At 60.7% G+C, this 15,550-nt stretch carries 13 protein-coding genes and 2 pseudogenes; 8 read left to right on the top strand and 7 right to left on the bottom strand.

The features are described 5' to 3' along the window. Positions 1-132: pseudogene (locus Q0O40_RS11355) on the top strand (IS630 family transposase); the annotation flags it as partial. On the opposite strand, the gene Q0O40_RS11360 reads toward Q0O40_RS11355, so the two are convergent. Further along, entirely contained in the window at positions 117-533 is a 417-nt protein-coding gene (locus tag Q0O40_RS11360) for a hypothetical protein (protein ID WP_295529713.1), read from the bottom strand. The pseudogene Q0O40_RS11355 and the gene Q0O40_RS11360 overlap by 16 nt on opposite strands. Positions 534-671: 138 nt before the next feature. Beyond that, positions 672-3,023, bottom strand: a complete 2,352-nt coding sequence (locus tag Q0O40_RS11365) for a phytanoyl-CoA dioxygenase family protein (protein ID WP_295529715.1) — start codon at positions 3,021-3,023, stop codon at positions 672-674. A gap of 471 nt (positions 3,024-3,494) precedes the next feature. Between Q0O40_RS11365 and Q0O40_RS11370 the strand changes: the two genes are divergently transcribed. The 4 genes and pseudogenes from Q0O40_RS11370 to Q0O40_RS11380 all read left to right on the top strand — a co-directional run bounded on the left by Q0O40_RS11370 (position 3,495) and on the right by Q0O40_RS11380 (position 5,887). Beyond that, entirely contained in the window at positions 3,495-4,484 is a 990-nt protein-coding gene (locus Q0O40_RS11370; RefSeq protein ID WP_295529717.1) for an AraC family transcriptional regulator, read from the top strand. Positions 4,485-4,496: 12 nt separating this feature from the next. Continuing rightward, complete coding sequence (locus tag Q0O40_RS11375; RefSeq protein WP_295529719.1) at positions 4,497-5,339, top strand: gamma-glutamyl-gamma-aminobutyrate hydrolase family protein; 843 nt, start codon at positions 4,497-4,499, stop codon at positions 5,337-5,339. 194 nt (positions 5,340-5,533) lie between these two features. Next, a pseudogene (locus Q0O40_RS15890) lies at positions 5,534-5,701 on the top strand (pyridoxamine 5'-phosphate oxidase family protein); the annotation flags it as partial. A gap of 39 nt (positions 5,702-5,740) precedes the next feature. After that, the gene (locus Q0O40_RS11380) at positions 5,741-5,887 is read left to right on the top strand and encodes a hypothetical protein (RefSeq protein WP_295529721.1); all 147 of its coding nucleotides are present in this window, start codon (positions 5,741-5,743) and stop codon (positions 5,885-5,887) included. A gap of 107 nt (positions 5,888-5,994) precedes the next feature. Here Q0O40_RS11380 and Q0O40_RS11385 read toward each other — a convergent pair whose 3' ends face one another. Then, entirely contained in the window at positions 5,995-8,463 is a 2,469-nt protein-coding gene (locus Q0O40_RS11385; protein WP_295529723.1) for a TonB-dependent receptor, read from the bottom strand. Between the two features lie 264 nt (positions 8,464-8,727). Further along, positions 8,728-9,585 (bottom strand): catechol 1,2-dioxygenase, encoded by an 858-nt coding sequence (locus Q0O40_RS11390; RefSeq protein WP_295529725.1) that lies wholly within the window; start codon positions 9,583-9,585, stop codon positions 8,728-8,730. A gap of 35 nt (positions 9,586-9,620) precedes the next feature. On the opposite strand from Q0O40_RS11390, the gene Q0O40_RS11395 reads away from it, so the two are divergent. From Q0O40_RS11395 to Q0O40_RS11405, 3 genes are read left to right on the top strand one after another with little or no spacing between them, the layout of a single operon-like run. Further along, the gene (locus Q0O40_RS11395) at positions 9,621-10,964 is read left to right on the top strand and encodes a cytochrome P450 (RefSeq protein WP_295529727.1); all 1,344 of its coding nucleotides are present in this window, start codon (positions 9,621-9,623) and stop codon (positions 10,962-10,964) included. 10 nt (positions 10,965-10,974) lie between these two features. Further along, positions 10,975-12,318 (top strand): glutamine synthetase family protein, encoded by a 1,344-nt coding sequence (locus tag Q0O40_RS11400; protein ID WP_295529729.1) that lies wholly within the window; start codon positions 10,975-10,977, stop codon positions 12,316-12,318. Positions 12,319-12,332: 14 nt separating this feature from the next. Continuing rightward, positions 12,333-13,787 carry an aldehyde dehydrogenase family protein gene (locus Q0O40_RS11405; protein ID WP_295529731.1) on the top strand — a complete coding sequence of 485 codons (1,455 nt, stop codon included), beginning with the start codon at positions 12,333-12,335 and terminating at the stop codon, positions 13,785-13,787. 24 nt (positions 13,788-13,811) lie between these two features. Here Q0O40_RS11405 and Q0O40_RS11410 read toward each other — a convergent pair whose 3' ends face one another. The 3 genes from Q0O40_RS11410 to Q0O40_RS11420 all read right to left on the bottom strand — a co-directional run. Continuing rightward, positions 13,812-14,048, bottom strand: coding sequence for a hypothetical protein (locus Q0O40_RS11410; RefSeq protein WP_295529733.1), 237 nt, complete (start codon positions 14,046-14,048; stop codon positions 13,812-13,814). A 110-nt stretch (positions 14,049-14,158) separates the two neighbouring features. Continuing rightward, positions 14,159-14,686 (bottom strand): VOC family protein, encoded by a 528-nt coding sequence (locus Q0O40_RS11415; protein ID WP_295529735.1) that lies wholly within the window; start codon positions 14,684-14,686, stop codon positions 14,159-14,161. A 97-nt stretch (positions 14,687-14,783) separates the two neighbouring features. Then, a partial coding sequence (locus Q0O40_RS11420; protein ID WP_295529737.1) for an aminotransferase class V-fold PLP-dependent enzyme occupies positions 14,784-15,550 on the bottom strand: 767 nt, incomplete at its 5' end.

Here is a 15,550-nt window from a genome sequence, read left to right on the forward strand (position 1 = left end):
AAGGCTATGCTCCGCAAAGTGGGCGAGCGAACCGTCAGCGGCTTGTGGGACCTGATCGGCAGGCTCGTCGACATCTTCCAGCCAGACGAATGCGCCAATTACTTCAAATCCTGCGGCTATGAACCAGAATGAACGGAAACCGCTCTAGAGTCGCCGCCCTTTTTGGAGTCCCCGCCTTTCTTCGAGTCCCCGCCCTTCTTCGAGTCGCCGCCGCTGCTGCTGCTGGTCGATCCATAATGATCGTCACCGCCGCTGCTGCTGCTGCTGCTGGAACCACCCTTCTTGGAATCGCCGCCCTTCTTTGAATCGCCGCCCTTCTTGGTGTCGCCACCCTTCTTGCTGCTGCTCAGATTGGCTGCGCTGTCGCTCTCGAACAGGCTGCTGAAACCATCGCCGAAGCTGTGATCGCTGAACGACAGCCCGGCGCTGTTCTTGGGAAGTTCAATAGCCTGTGCTGGAGCCGAAAGACCACTGACGGACATTGCCAGTGCAGCCCCAAGAAATGACGTATCTTTAATCGTCTGCTTCTTCATCTCATGAACTCCTTAAGATTTTTTAATATCTATTACCAATCAATTGCGCTCAGATTGCCTACTGATTGGCTCGTGTCTAGCGGGATAATGCCTATGTCTCGAATTGGCGCAAGTAGAGAGGCAATTAGTTAACGGCGCCTAGGCCGCAATTCGGTGCGCGAACCGAAACAGGTCGCGATGACTCTCGGGCACTTTCAGATGTTCCTGCTCTGAAATTCCCATTGCTGCATGCGACTCAAACGCAAGCGTGTCATGGAACCAAGGCATAGTATAAGTAAAATATAGCATGGGCCGGCCATGTGATGCATGGCATGGCATGCCACCGTGATAGGTACGATAGTCTAAAACAAGCGCACTTCCTGCTCGGGTATAAGCAATATGGGGATCGCCCGACCAGCCTTCACTTCTCGCGGTGCGGTGCGTTCCTTCCCAGAACTGGGTTCCACCCGCTTCTTCATCCAAATCAATGAGCGGGATCAAAATAGTTGTAGCATAACACGGCACATTGGCGTTGCCTGCGTCGCTGTGAAACAGCAACGGATGTTCGCGGTGGACATGCTGCATCCGCGCGCCTTCATAGGTCGTTACAGAGCCGAATGCGTGAAGCACCGGCTTCTCGCCCATCACTCTCGTCAGCGTGTCAAGAAGAACAGAGTTGGCATAGACCGCAGGATTGTCGAACGGCTCTTGGAGCCGCACGGGAATGGTAAAGCGTTTGTCGCCGACGTTGTTCGGCTTGCCCAGTTCCGAGGCATGCCAATCGCGCACCCTTACTTGCAGTGCCTCGCGCAGTTCGGTCACGACATCGGAGTGAAGCAGATCTTCGATCAGCACTGCGCCGCGCTCGTTGAGCAGGTCTGCGGCCTTGACGGCGACGTCGTGCTCAAGGCTCGAAACGGTCAGATGCGCATACTTGGTCGTGGTGGATGATCCAGCCTGCGGCTGCTCTTCGAACAGATTGGCAATCATCCGCTGAGCTGGGCGAAATTGCGGGTCCATGCTGGCCGCCGCCCGCATCACGGCTTCTGCCTTGGCTGCATCGCCCAAGTGATAGATGGCCAGCGCCTTTTCATACAGCCGCGGGGCATTTTCGCCGAGTTCGCGGATGGTATGCTCAATCAGTTGGAGCGCCTGGACGTGATAACCAAGCCGCAGGAGCATCTGCGCGATGCCGCAGTCAAAAATGACATCGGAGCCATCGGGAAGATACGCGCGGAAGGCCTCCATGAAGGTCTCGTACAATTGCTCGCGATCGATCTCTTCTTCGCCCTGTTCGATATTGAACAGGATCGGTCGAATGCAGGCCGCAGCAACATCCGGATCAAACTTCGAGAAGCGGATCAGAGCCATAACCTGCCGGATCGACATCCCTCCAGCGTAGCCCTCCATCATCTCGATGATTTCATGGGCATCGTAAGGATTGAAGTCCTTGAGCAAAGTCAGCGCGGTTTCGCGGGTGCGCGCCAAGGTCAGGTCCTGCCAGCGCTGCTTTCCGGGCAGTGAGAACAGGTTGCAACTAAAATTGATGTCCTTGTGGCGCTGCGATTGCATCGCACCGCCGTATGCACTGAAAAGCTCCCCGAAGAGATGCATGTTAGTATAATGGGCGAAATAAGTGTCGAATATAAGTGGGCTTCGCAACTGGAACTCAGCCGGGTCTGAATAAGCCAGATCGCCGGTCAGCAGCAGCAGCGGCGTATCGCGATCAAGAAACTTTTCGATGAATTCGAGGGAAACTTGCGGCACGACGACATGAAAGTCGCCGGACTTCTCAGCATAGCGGCGCAGCACTGCGTCGATCAGCGGATGCCCGGTTGGATCGCCCGTGATCGGTCGACTCTCGAACCGTTCTGTCACGCTTTCAAACGAGGTGATCGACATTTTCAGAAAGTCACGCGATGTGGATTGCGTCTCGATGTAAACTTGCTCGATCTCGTGATTGCAGACGCGAACCATGTTCGAGCGAATCGAATCGAACAGATAGTTTGCAATGACGATCACCGGGCGATTGGCCAAGTCCTGGGGCTTAAGATCGCCTTTTTCAGTGCGGATCACGGGATCGGATTCAATGAAAAGCTGCGCAAACTCTAGAACACCGCTTTCAACCAATGGTGAAAATCGTTCTTTCTTCTTCCAGCCCTCGATATTCTTGGCTGAACCGTCCGTCAGAAGATACGTGAATTCTGGGCAGTCATCGCTTCCTGAAAAGTGATAGTTGAACAGACGATTGAGGAATTGCCACGCAAACCGGCCGCTCCCTCCACCAAGCTCGATGATCAGGGGCGGTTGACTGTTACCCTCGGCCACCAACTCCTTGAAAAAGGACGCCACAATCGAAGCATAAGTATCGGCGCAGAACGCATTGGAAGTGCTTCGCTGCGGCACGATCTTGTTGGACCAAGCTTCTGGCCCGGCTTCTACATAAAAACGATGGAGAAGAGACCAAATTATCGACTGATCGAAGCGGGTCATCTGCTGGATCACGGGCATCGAGAGAGTGCTTTCTACGCGTTCTGACACGAAACATCGATTTTATTTATTAATTAATGCTAATTATACGACCTTACCTACCGAGGTAATGTAAATAATCCGTAAACCATCGCTGCCTCGGGTGTTGTGATACCTTAATGAGCCAGACAATCGGGCCAGAGGATCGGGAGCGCAGGCAACGCTGCCAGATTGCATTTATCCGACAAGGTTAGTTGAGTTGGGCGGCTGATCCGCGCCGCGAAGGCGAAGCGCTCAGGGATGATCTGTCGGCAGCGCACGTCTATGTCGGCACTTGGCCCGCGCGGCCAGCCGCCACAACACCGCTGCTTTGAGCCAGCCAAAAATCGCAGCGCCCTTTTTGATCGAAATTATCAATCTGGTGATCGAAACAAGCAACACAGTTGCGCGAAGATGCGATACGCTCGCACATGGATCGGGAATCAGCCCCCGGCAACCAAGGGAGCGCCAGCGATGAGCCCACCGGCAGTGCAAGCAGCAGCCTTATGCGGATGGACCGACTCCATGCCCGGCTTCGGCGTCGAACCAGAGCAGGCGCTGGCCGGGGCCGGCCTCGATATTGCCGCGCAAACCGGGCGCATCCCGCTCAAGCAATTTGCCGCCCTCGCCGAAAGCGTGGGCGAGCGCGCCAATCATCCCGCCGCCACCTGGATGATCGGGCTGAATTATGACCTTGCCGGGCTCGACCAGCTTGGCACCGCGATCCTTTCGGCCAAGACGCTGGGCACCGCGCTCAAACGCTTTGCCGACAATTTCGAATTGCTGCAGGATACCACGATGCTGCAGTTCGAAGTGAAAGGCGATATTGCCACGATCAATTACCGCATTCTCGATCCCGATATCTGGCCGCGCCACCACGATGCGATGTTCAGCCTCGGCATCATGGCCCAGATCGCGCAAATGGCGGTGCCCGGTGCGCTCGACGATATCGAACTCGGGCTTGAGAGCGAGCGGCGCGAGACCGGCCTCGCGGTGCCCTCCAGCCGGATCAGCTTTGGCGCGGAAGTCAATTCATTGAGCCTGCCCGTGGCGATGCTGGATGCCGCGATGCCGCCATGCGGACGCGAAGCAGACTTGCGCGGGCTGTCGCGCCAGATCGCGGGCAAGCGCCGCGCCGAGCCTGCGCGCGACCGCATCGCCGCGTTCATCTATGCCCGCATGGCGCAGGGCGAAATCCATCAGGACGAGCTGGCGAGCGAAATCGGCATGTCCAGCCGCACCATGCGCCGCCGTCTGGCCGAGGCCGAAGTGACATTTCAGCAATTGCTCGATGAGTGCCGCATGCGCCAGGCGCTGCTCGAATTCCACGCCCGCCCCGGTTCTTCGATTGCGCAGATCGCGCTCAGGCTGGGCTATGCCGAACATTCCAATTTCACCCGCGCTTTTACCCGTTGGGCCGGGATGCCACCCCAGCGCTACCGCGCCGCGCACACCCAGCATTGAGGCTTTCTCCGCATGACCAAACTGCTTCTGATGGAAGGCAATCCTGCCGACAAACGCGCCCGCGCCCACGAACTTGGCGTGCGCACCTCAAGCGAAATCTATGCGGAGGCCATCGCCGCGCATTACCCGCACTTTACGCTGGATGTGGTCAATGCTGCCGATCCGGATGGCACGATCCCCGGCGGCAACAGTCTTTGCAGCTACGACGGCCTCGTCATCACCGGCTCTGCGCTCCATGCCTATGATCCTGAATTTGCCGTCACCAACCAGATCGCCATGCTCGCCGCCGCAGGCGAGACTGGCATGCCGGTGTTCGGCAGCTGCTGGGGCCTGCAAATCGCGGCGGTGGCCGCCGGTGGCGAAGTCGCGTTCAGCCCCAAGGGCCGCGAAGTGGGCTTCGCGCGCAAGATCGTGCCCACCGAAGCCGGGCGCGGCCACCCGATGTTTTCAGGCAAGGGCGACGTGTTCGATGCACCCTGCATCCACTATGACGAAGTGACCCGCCTGCCGGAGGCCGCCACCCTGCTGGCCTCTAACGCCCATAGCGTGGTGCAGGCCGCTATCGTGCCGGTTGGCAAAAGCGAAGTCTGGGCGGTGCAATACCACCCCGAATTCGACCTGCTCCAGCTCGTCCAGCTGTACACGCTCTATGCCGAGGACATGATCGCGCAAGGCTTCTTCGCCGATCAGGCCGCGCTCGATGCCTACACTGCCAAGCTCGGCGCGCTTGCCGCCAACCCGGCGCAGCCGGGCCTTGCCTGGCAGCTCGGCATCGACGATCAGATCACCAACGACCATATCCGCCGCGCCGAAATCCTGGGCTGGATTGAGCAGCAGGTCTTGCGCACGAGGTAAGCGCCGCTCTTCCTTCCCCCCTCGATGAAGGATGGGGAACCTATGCCCACCAGCCCGGTTGAACTCGTGCCACACCGCGTAGCAGGAGCGACCCCATGGACCAGGCCACTGAGCGCACGATCACACAAATGCTCGATTCTCACCGGATCATGAGCATCGCTACCGTGCGCCCCGATGGTTAGCCGCAGGCGACCACCGTCGGCTATGTCAACGAAGGCCACAGCATCTATTTCCTGTGCGGGCTGGATAGCCAGAAGGCGCACAATCTGGCGCGAGACGGCCGGGTTTCGCTTACCGTCAACGACGACCCCGAAAACATCCTGCTGATCACCGGCCTGTCGCTTTCCGGCCACGCCCGGCTGATTGAGGACCCCGCCCAGGCAGCGCGGCTCATCGCGCTGATGCCGCCGCGCTATCCCGGAAGCCCGCCGCTGCCGATGCCGATGCCAACCCCGGATCAGATCCACATCTTCTGCGTCACGCCCATCTGGATTTCGGTGCTCGATTACCGCAAGGGCTTTGCCCACACCGAGCTTGTTACCGCATAAGGCGCGCCGCCTGCCTGCGCAGCGGCGCCATTCCCCGTGAAGTTGCGGGCGGGCGCCGATCCAGCTTACCGGTCTTGCCCAGCTGAATCAGCGCGCGCGTTCGGCCATTACAGCTTGAACGAAGCCTCGATAAACACCTGCCGCCCGCGGTTCTGAGTAAACACGCGGTCATCCCCGTTCGCAGGCAGGAAAGGCCGTCCCCCGGCGGTATTGACCCAGATCTTGTCGGTCAAGTTGGTGCCGATCAGCGAGAGCTTGAATCTATCGTTGATCTGGCCGAGCGATATCCGGGCGTCGAAGGAGGCGTATCCTGGTTGCACATAATCATCGGGCAAGCGGGATCCGGCGAAGTACGAGCTAGTAAAGGCAATATTGCCGCCGAGACCAAACTTCATGTTGCTGCCAACCGGTGTGCTATATTCAAAAGCTATGTTGCCGCTCCATTTCGGCGCACGCGCAGCCGCGCGGCCCTTCAGATCGACCGCCACGCCGTTGATAAAGGCACCGGTCAGGAAGCTGTCGGTGTATTTCGTATCCAGATACCCGATTGCGCCTGACAAATTCAGCCCTTGCGCCGGCGTTTGCCAAGACCAGTCGATCTCGACACCGCGATTGGTCACCGCGCTGGCATTGGTCGTTTGGAATTGAATGGCGATCGGATCAAAGTTCTGCACCTGCAGATCCTTGAATTTGTATTGATAGAGCACGGCGTTGATCGTGATGGTGCGATTGGCAAATTGCGATTTAATGCCGATTTCACCGCCCGATGCAGTTTCTGATTTGAAGATCAAGCCAGCTTCGGTCGCTGCCCGCACCGCTGCATCGCTGCTGTTGAGGCCGGCAAGGCTGCCGGTTGGCAGCGCACTGTTGTCTATGCCGCCCGATTTGAAGCCGCTCTTGTAGGCGGCATAAAGGTTGATGTTCTCCGAAGCCTTATAGCGCAGTGTGGCTTCAGGCGACCAGTTGCTGTCGCTGAACCGGATCGGACCCGCAAAGAAGCCTGACTGGATTGAAAAGACAGTGGCGGCAAGCGCCGAGTGCACATCAGGAAACGCGACCGTGGCCCGCTTCTTTTCATCGACCCAGCGAACGCCGCCCGAAAGCTCGAGCTGATCGGTGATCTTGTAAGAACCGCTGGCAAAGAAGGACAAGGCGTTCGCCTTGGTATTGCGCTCGGCATACCAGTCAAACGTCGAGCCAGTGCCGACCGAAGGCCCCGCGAGCAATGCGATGGCAAGCGCATTCTGCGATGTCGCCAACGGAATGTAGCGGTCTTCCCAGAACGCGCCGATCTGGAAGTTGAATGGGCCGCTGAAGCTGCTGGATAGGCGAACTTCTTGGGTGAACTGCTCCAGCTTGTCGGAAAAGGGCGCGGCGAGGCCGCCCGGAAGGGTCACACCATTGACCACGCGCTTCCCCGAATAATCGAAGTTATCGAGATGCTCGTTCTTGAGATTCACATAGCCGGTTATGCCCGATAACGTCAGCGTGTCGGTCAGCTTAAGCTCCATCGCCAGCCGCGCAAAAAACGTCTTGGTTTCATTGTACGATTGGCCCTTGAAGCGATTGGAACCCGTCGTTCCTGGCAAAGGCACCAGCAACCGCGCGTCCGTATCGCCGGTGGGATAGAACTTGTCATTGGTATTGCAGGTGGCGCTCGATGGATTGGAAATCAGCCCACCGAACAGCGACACCGGATCAGCCACCCCGTTGGCGCCGCAATCGATATCCGAATGTCCCAGCAGCGTTTCGCTGTCGTTATGATTATAATTGAGCTTCAGGTTGGCACTGAAATTGTTCGAGGGATGATCATATTGGAACGTCACTCGCCCGACGGTATTCTTCATACCCTTGCCCGAATTTGCAAAGATCGAGGGCACGCCTGCGTCAAGTTCCACAAACCTGTCGATATTCTGGTATTGGCCAGCCACGCGGATGCCGATGGTGTCGCTGAGCGGGCCTGAAACGAACCCACCGATCGTATAGCCGCGCTCTTCAAATTCGTAGGAGGCGCTGCCGCCAGCCTGCCAGGTCTTGGTCGGATTGGCGGAGCGTATCGAAAACACACCGCCCGATGCGCTGCGGCCAAAGTATAGCGACTGCGGTCCTTTCAGCACTTCGATCTGTTCAACATCAAAAAATGCCGCCTGAACGAGGCGCTGCGTGCTAACCGACACTCCGTCGAAGTTGAACGCGATGGCCGAGTCGAATGCGGCGGAGATGTTGGTCGAGCCAACGCCGCGCAGCGTGATCTGGCCGCCCGCTCCAGAACCGCCGACCTGCACATTCAACGAGGGAACGCGCGTCACCACATCGGCGATTTCGTTGACCTGAAAGTCCCTGATCGTCCCGCCACCGAGCACAGTGACCGCAACCGGCACTTCCTGCAGCGTTTCAGATTGCTTGCGCGCGGTCACGGTGATGGTGGTGGCGGCATCCGCTTCGTCGGCGGGCTGCTGAGCAAGCGCCGGAGTGGCGATCCCGCCAGCGGCGAGGCACACGGCCGAGCCCAATAGCCAAGACTTGCTCGCCTTGAGAGAGCGGTTCTGTCGATTCCATAGCAGTCGATTGATCATTTCCCCACCCCCTTATAGACAACATTGATTCCCGACGGGACCGTGTTGATCTTTTAATTGTGTTGTTTAGGGAAAAGCTAAGTGCATGCTGCACAACACTCAACTATCTAAACTGCGAAAGCTTCTACGCCAACTGCAGCATAAGCGGCGGTGAAGAGTTGGTGATGTGCGACCGATCGCAACGCGGTGTCGATGCAGGCGGCCAAACCCAGTCCTTGCGCAGCGGTGCTGCGCCCATGGCGTGGGGTCAGATCACCGGGCGGCTCAGGGCCGCATGAAGTTGACATGCACCTGGCTGGTACCGGTTGCGTTTTCATAATCCGAATAGCGCACCCCGGGCCAGGTCCAGTCGCGCCCGCCGCAAGCCCCGGCCATCATCAGGTAATGGCCAAAGCGCGCCTCGGGCACATGGCGCAGGAATTCGGGCATCGTGTCGATCACTGCGGCATGATCGCCCCGGTAAAACCACTCCAGCCGCTCCAGATCGGCCGCGCGCGCCTCTGGGCGGCTGATGTGGATAGGGTCGGAGGCTTCGTGGAGGTGCAACTGCGAGAGCGGCCAGAAGCGGTGGCTCATCGATCCGCTGGCGATCAGCAGGACGCGGCGATCCGAGGCCGCGATCGCCATGCCGATGCCCTGCCCGACGCTCAGGAAATCGCCGGTCTCGCCGGTCTGCGCGCAGCCGACCGAGAGCCATTCTTCGCCGCCATGCAGATAATGCGCGATGTTGATCGTGGGATAATGGATCGGCAAGTACGGATCATCGATCGCAGTCGTGCGCACGCCGCAAGCGGTAGCCGCCTCGGCAATGCTGCGCGCCAATGCCGGGTTGCCTTTGAGATCGTAAGGTACCTGGCTTACCCCGCGCGGCAACTCATCGGAGGTATAGAGCCCGGCGCGCCGATCATGCCCCGAAACGCAGAACTCGACCGTGGTGAACCAGTGCGAATCGAGCACGATCACCGTGTCGGGCCGCAAAACCTCCATCACTTCGGCGCGGAAGCGGTGAAGGCCGGGTACCAGGCTGATCTCCTTGCCTTCGTTCAGCTCAAACCGCACCACTTGCGGCAGCATGATCGTCGGCGCGTGGGCCAGCAACGCGGCACCGACAATTTCACCCATCGCACATGTCCTTCGCTTTGCCAGAGGCATCATCCATGCGCGCATACGCCCCACGCCACTTGGCCATATCGGCCAAGTCCGGCGGCGGCGAGGCCCATATCAGGACACTTATGGCCCCATATCCCTTCTCCCGCTCGCACGATCCCTTCGTCGATCTCTCCTCGCAAGACGCGTTCAACGAAGGCGCGCCGTTCGCCACGTTTGACCGGATGCGCCGCGATGATCCGCTGGCGTGGAGCGAGATGGAAGGCGGCGGTCAGGGTTTCTGGAATGTGGTGCGCCACGGCGATCTGCTCGAATTGAACCGCCAGCCAGATCTGCTCTCGTCGGCCAGCGGCATCCGCATGGAAGACCAGTCGGCCGAGGAATACGAAGCCCGCAAGACCTTTCAGGAAACCGACCCACCGCAGCACCGCGCCTTTCGCGCGCTGGTGTCAAAGGCGTTCTCGCGCGCGACGATGGCGGGATACGAGGAGCAGATCCGCGCCATCGTCACCCGGCTGCTCGATGATGCGCTCGAAGCGGGCGAATTCGATGCGACCGACGCCATCGCCCGCCATTTGCCGATGCAGATGCTGGCGCAGATCATCGGCGTGCCCAATGACGACGCGGCCTGGCTGGTCGAAAAGGGCGATGCGCTGATCTCGAACGCCGATCCCGATTATACCGACTTCGTGATCGACAAGGTCGATACCGACGAATACCGGATGCTGCCATTTCGCTCGCCCGCTGCGGTCGAGCTGTTCGATTATGCCAACCGCCTGCTGGCGCGGATCGATGCAGGCGAGCAGATCGGCGTGCTCAATCTGGTGCTGGAGGAAACCAGCCACGGCACAGCGATGAGCCGCGACGAGTTTCGCAATTTCTTCTGCCTGCTGGTGGCAGCGGGCAACGATACCACGCGCTATTCGATCTCGGCCACGATCCACGCGCTGGCCAACGATCCGGCGCTGCTGGCGCAGATCCAGGCCCCTGCCTTTGACCAATGGGACGAGGCGACCGACGAGATGATCCGCTGGGCCGCGCCGACATCGCATTTCCGCCGCACCGCCACGCGCGATTTCGAGCTGCACGGCAAGACCGTGCGCGCGGGCGACAAAGTGGTGATGTGGTTCCTTTCGGGCAACCGCGACGAAGCCGCGATCCCCGATCCCTATCGGATAGATCTGACCCGCCCGCGCAATCCGTTTCTCTCGTTCGGGCAGGGCGGCCCGCACATTTGCCTTGGCATGTGGCTGGCCAAGCTTGAGGTGAAGATCGTGTTGCAGGAATTGGCGCGCCGGGTAAAGCGCATCGAGCAGACCGCAGAGCACCGCTATCTGCGCTCGAACTTCATCCATGGCATCAAGACCTTGCCGGTGCGGGTCGAGCGAAAGTAAAGACGCGCCCATGAACACCATGACGCCGGGGGAGATCGCCACCATGGCCCAGACCGCTGCCCCCCTTTCCGCCGAAAACGATCGCGTCCGCATTCTCTTTGCCGATCAGCTCAATCTGGCGCGCGGCAAATATGTGCCGATGAGCGAGGCGCGCAAAGGCCACGCCCGCATGTGTGTCGGCACTTACGCGGTCACGTATGCGCGGACGCTGGTCGATGCGCCCGGCGGCGGGCTGCTCACCGGCCTGCCCGATATGGAGGCGCGCTTCGATCCTGATGACCTGCGCCCCGGCTGGGAGCCTGGCACGCAGATCGCGCTGGCCGACATGCGCTTTCAGGGTGAAGCCTTTGCGCTGTGCGGGCGCAGCGCCTTGCAACGCGCCATCGCCGGCTGGCGCGCGCACGGGCTTGAACCGATGGTCGGCATCGAGATGGAAGCCTATATCTTTCAGCGTGGCGCGGGCGGCGAATGGGTGCCCTATGACACCCCCGGTGCGTTTGTTTATGGCACTGGCCCGTTCACCGACCCGGCGGGGCTGGTCGATGATGTATGGGCCATGGCCGTGCGCTGCGGCCTGCCCATCGAATCGATCAACGCCGAATTCGATGCCCCGCAATTCGAGCTGACCTTGCGCTATGCCGATGCCTTGCGCGCGGCAGACGACGCCTTCCTGTTTCGCCAGATGGCGCGCGAAGTGCTGATCCGGCGCGGCTATCTCCTCTCGTTTTTGCCCAAGCCATTTGCCGATAAGAGCGGCAGCGGGCTTCACTTCAATCTCAGCTTCACCGAAGCTTCGGGCCGCAACGCCTTTGCCGATGATGCCGCCAATGGCGCACCCTCGCCGCTGATGGCAGGCTGCATCGCCGGATTGCTGCAGCATCACGAGGCGTTGGCCGCGATCATGGCCCCGCTGACCAACAGCTATGCCCGGCTTCAGCCTGCCAGCCTCTCGGGCTATTGGGCCAACTGGGGCATCGATCACCGCTCGGTAACGGTGCGCGTTTCGGCGGAAACCGGCGCAGCCGCGCGGATCGAGCACCGCATGGCCGATTGCGCTGCCAGCCCTTATTTCGCGCTCGCCGCGATGCTGGAGGCCGCACGGCTGGGGTTTGAGGGCAACTACTCCTGCCCGGCGCAGGAACTGAACGACGGGCTGGAAACCACCAACACCGAGCGCCATACCCCGCATTCGCTGCCCCAGGCGCTGGACGCGCTCGAAGCCGATCAAGTGTTGAGCGCAGCGCTGGGCGCGGACATGATCAGCAATTACATCGCGATCAAGCGGCAGGAAGTCGCCGAGCTTGATGGCAAGACCGACGCCGAAGCGGTCGCATACTACCTGCACTATATCTGAAAGGCCCCCGGCCCATGCGCGACCGCGTCACCATCGAGGGCGTCGACGTTTCGCCCGATCACTTCATCGGCGGGCGGCGCGTTGCCAGCGCCGAAACCTTCGAAACGCGCTGCCCGTTCGATTGGGACCGCAAGCTGGCCGATGTGTCGCGCGGCGATGCGGCCACCGCCGCGCTCGCGGTGGAGGCTGCCACCGCCGCTTTCCCGGGCTGGGCCGCCACCGGCGCGGCAGAGCGCGGCGCGGTGCTGCACCGGCTCGCCGATCTGATCGAGGCCAACATCGCGCGGCTGGCGATCATTGAATGCATGGACATGGCCATGCTGCACGAAAGCCTGCGCCTGCGGGTGATTGCGCGCGGCGCGCTCAATTTCCGCAACTATGCCGATATTGCCGCCGGTTACACCGAACGCACATGGTCCTCGCGCGGCACCGCCAACCGGGTGATCCGCATGCCTGCCGGCCCTGCGGTGATCATCACCCCGTGGAATGCGCCGTTCATGCTTTCCACCTGGAAATGCGCGCCGGCGCTGGCGGCGGGCAACACGGTGATCCTGAAACCCGCCGAATGGTCGCCGCTTTCGGCCTCGCTGCTGGCCGATCTGATAGAACAGGCGGGCTTTCCGCCCGGCGTTTTCAACATCGTGCAGGGCTTTGGCCGCGATCTTGGCATGGCGCTGGTCTCCGATCCCCGGGTCAAGCGCATCAGCTTTACAGGGTCCGTCCCCACCGCGCGCGTGATCGGCAAGGCGGCGGCGGAAAACATTGTGCCGTTCACTGCCGAGCTTGGCGGAAAATCGCCGCTGCTGGTCTTTGCCGATGCCGATATCGATGCCGCAGCCAAGAAGGCGGCCGGGCAATACGACGACAGCGGCCAAGTGTGCATGGCGGGCACACGGATCATTGTCGAAGACAGCGTGCGCGAGCCCTTTCTAGAGAAATTCAACGCTTATGCCGATGCGCATGTAATGGGCGACAGCCGCGATCCGGCCACCACCATGTCCGCGCTGATCCACCCCGATCACGCCGCGCGCGTGCTCGGCTTCATTGATCGCGCGCGGGCAGCGGGCGATACCATCGCGCGCGGCGGCTACGCAGCGGGCGGCAATTTCATCGCGCCCACGCTGATCGTGCCGCGTTCGAATGCGAGCGAAGTGGTGCAAAACGAGGTGTTCGGGCCGGTCCTCACCTTCCAGACCTTCGCTGGCGAGGAAGAAGGCATCGCGCTTGCCAATTCCACCGCCTATGGACTTTCCGGCATAATCTACACCGGCAATGCCGTGCGCGCCGAGCGCATTGGCCGGGCGGTGCGCGGCGGCACGGTGTGGGTCAATACCTTCCTTGTGCGCGACCTCACCGCCCCGTTCGGCGGCATCGGCATCTCAGGGATCGGGCGCGAGGGCGGCGACTATGCGCTCGATTTCCACTCGGATCTCAAGACCTTGCAGATTCTGGAAGGAAGCGTCGGCTAAGCCGGGCGTTCACAGGCCAGTAATTCACAGGCCGGTGATATTGCCCGCGATGGCGTTGAACTTGCGCCACAGGCGGTCGCTGTAACGCTTGCTGAGCAAGACCGCCATGTTGGCCCCCAGCGCCGCCACGCTAATCGCCGCGAACCACGACGTGCTTGTCCCGCCCAGCCCATAGGCCATGAACAGCACCAGCGCGATGGATGGCACGAACAGCAAATTGGCAAAGGCGAACACCTTGAAGGCGATCCACAGGTATTTCACTTAAGGTGACCTTTATCTAAAGCAACCCCCCGCTCCGTGGCGGGCTTTGCCGCGCAAGCCAAGCGCCCAAACGGGCGAGGCAAGGTCCGCCGGCCCTTGCTCTAACAGGATCACCGCGCCAGAATCGGATTGTCCCCTGGCCGAAACAGCTCGTGCGCGCGCCTCCACCCGGCAAAAGTCTCCAGTATATGCTCCGGCCCGCCGTGCAGCTCGGTAAAGCCGCCATTGACCGCGCGCGTATCGAAATAGCAGGCGTCCACATCGTCGGCATGCAGGCGGCAGGCATCGACGAAGCCAAGCCCCAGCATGCGTTGATACTCGGCCTCGAAATCATCAACGATAATGCCGACATGGTGAAAGCCCTCCTCCCCCGCCTTGAACATGTCGCGGTAGATCGACGGTTGGTCATCATGCTGCTGGATGAACTGGATCATCATGTCGCCCAGATAGCCGAACGCGTACGACACATCCGCCTCGATCGGTTGCCCGCGATAGTGGAACGTGTCGGTCACATGGTGCGGCGCGATCACGAAGGGGCCGGCATGGTGCAGCTTGGCCCATGCCTCGATCGAGGCCTCGAGATCGTTGACAAGGTAGGCGATCTGGAAAAACGGATACCCGGACATCAGCGGCGCCATCGCTTGCTCTCCTCGTGTTTTGCATATCGAAGAGCGAGTGTCTCACCAATCGCAGCGGCGCGATATCCTCAAGAATGACGGGGCTTCGCCGCACCTGTCATTGCGCCGCGACCCGGGCCAGCACTGCCAGCGTCCGTTCGATCTCCTCGGCGGTGTTGTAATGCGCGATGGCCAACCGCACCACGCCGGTATCCTCATCCAGCCCCAGCTGCCGCGCGGGTTCCAGCGCATAGTTGTGCCCGGACCAAGCGAAAATCTCCTCATCGGCCAAGCCTTGCGCAAAGGCGTGTGTGGGGATCGTCTCATGCGTGAACGACACCGTGGGCACGCGTTCGGCGATGCGGTTGGGGTTGGTGATGCCGTGGATGGTGGTGCCGGGAATGGCCAGAATCCCCTCGATCAGGCGCAAGGTCAGCGGCGTTTCGTGGCGTTCGAACGCGGCATACCCGCCCAGCATTTGCATCCGGCGGGTGCCCGCATGGCCGGTCTCGCTGCCCAGCCAGGCGAGATAGTCGGCGGTGGCGGCAAGGCCTGCATAAAGCTCGGTCTGCGGCGTGCCGACCTCGTAGCGGCCGGGCAGATCGTCGCTGGCGCAGCGGACCTTGTAGGGCTCCATCGCCTCCAGAATGCTCTCCCGCCCCCACAGCACGCCCAGATGCGGGCCAAAAAACTTGTACGACGAACAGGCCAGAAAATCGCAATCGAGCTCCACCACATCGGGCAGGCGATGCGGCACAAGCTGCACCGCATCGATATAGGCCATCGCGCCGAATTCATGAACAATGCGGACCAGCGCTTTGATATCATTGATCGATCCGGTCATGTTGCTGGCATAATTCATCGCCACCAGCCGCGTCCGCTCGC

Source organism: Novosphingobium sp. Chol11 (assembly GCF_945870625.1).
Lineage (GTDB): Bacteria > Pseudomonadota > Alphaproteobacteria > Sphingomonadales > Sphingomonadaceae > Novosphingobium.

Excerpts from the sequence above, each read along its gene's own strand:
- Q0O40_RS11405 (WP_295529731.1), top strand. The coding sequence starts at position 12,333 with ATGCGCGACCGCGTCACCATCGAGGGCGTCGACGTTTCGCCCGATCAC.
- Q0O40_RS11380 (WP_295529721.1), top strand. The coding sequence starts at position 5,741 with ATGCCGCCGCGCTATCCCGGAAGCCCGCCGCTGCCGATGCCGATGCCA.
- Q0O40_RS11360 (WP_295529713.1), bottom strand. The coding sequence starts at position 533 with ATGAAGAAGCAGACGATTAAAGATACGTCATTTCTTGGGGCTGCACTG.
- Q0O40_RS11395 (WP_295529727.1), top strand. The coding sequence starts at position 9,621 with ATGCGCGCATACGCCCCACGCCACTTGGCCATATCGGCCAAGTCCGGC.
- Q0O40_RS11375 (WP_295529719.1), top strand. The coding sequence starts at position 4,497 with ATGACCAAACTGCTTCTGATGGAAGGCAATCCTGCCGACAAACGCGCC.
- Q0O40_RS11415 (WP_295529735.1), bottom strand. The coding sequence starts at position 14,686 with ATGGCGCCGCTGATGTCCGGGTATCCGTTTTTCCAGATCGCCTACCTT.
- Q0O40_RS11365 (WP_295529715.1), bottom strand. The coding sequence starts at position 3,023 with ATGCCCGTGATCCAGCAGATGACCCGCTTCGATCAGTCGATAATTTGG.
- Q0O40_RS11370 (WP_295529717.1), top strand. The coding sequence starts at position 3,495 with ATGAGCCCACCGGCAGTGCAAGCAGCAGCCTTATGCGGATGGACCGAC.
- Q0O40_RS11385 (WP_295529723.1), bottom strand. The coding sequence starts at position 8,463 with ATGATCAATCGACTGCTATGGAATCGACAGAACCGCTCTCTCAAGGCG.
- Q0O40_RS11390 (WP_295529725.1), bottom strand. The coding sequence starts at position 9,585 with ATGGGTGAAATTGTCGGTGCCGCGTTGCTGGCCCACGCGCCGACGATC.
- Q0O40_RS11400 (WP_295529729.1), top strand. The coding sequence starts at position 10,975 with ATGAACACCATGACGCCGGGGGAGATCGCCACCATGGCCCAGACCGCT.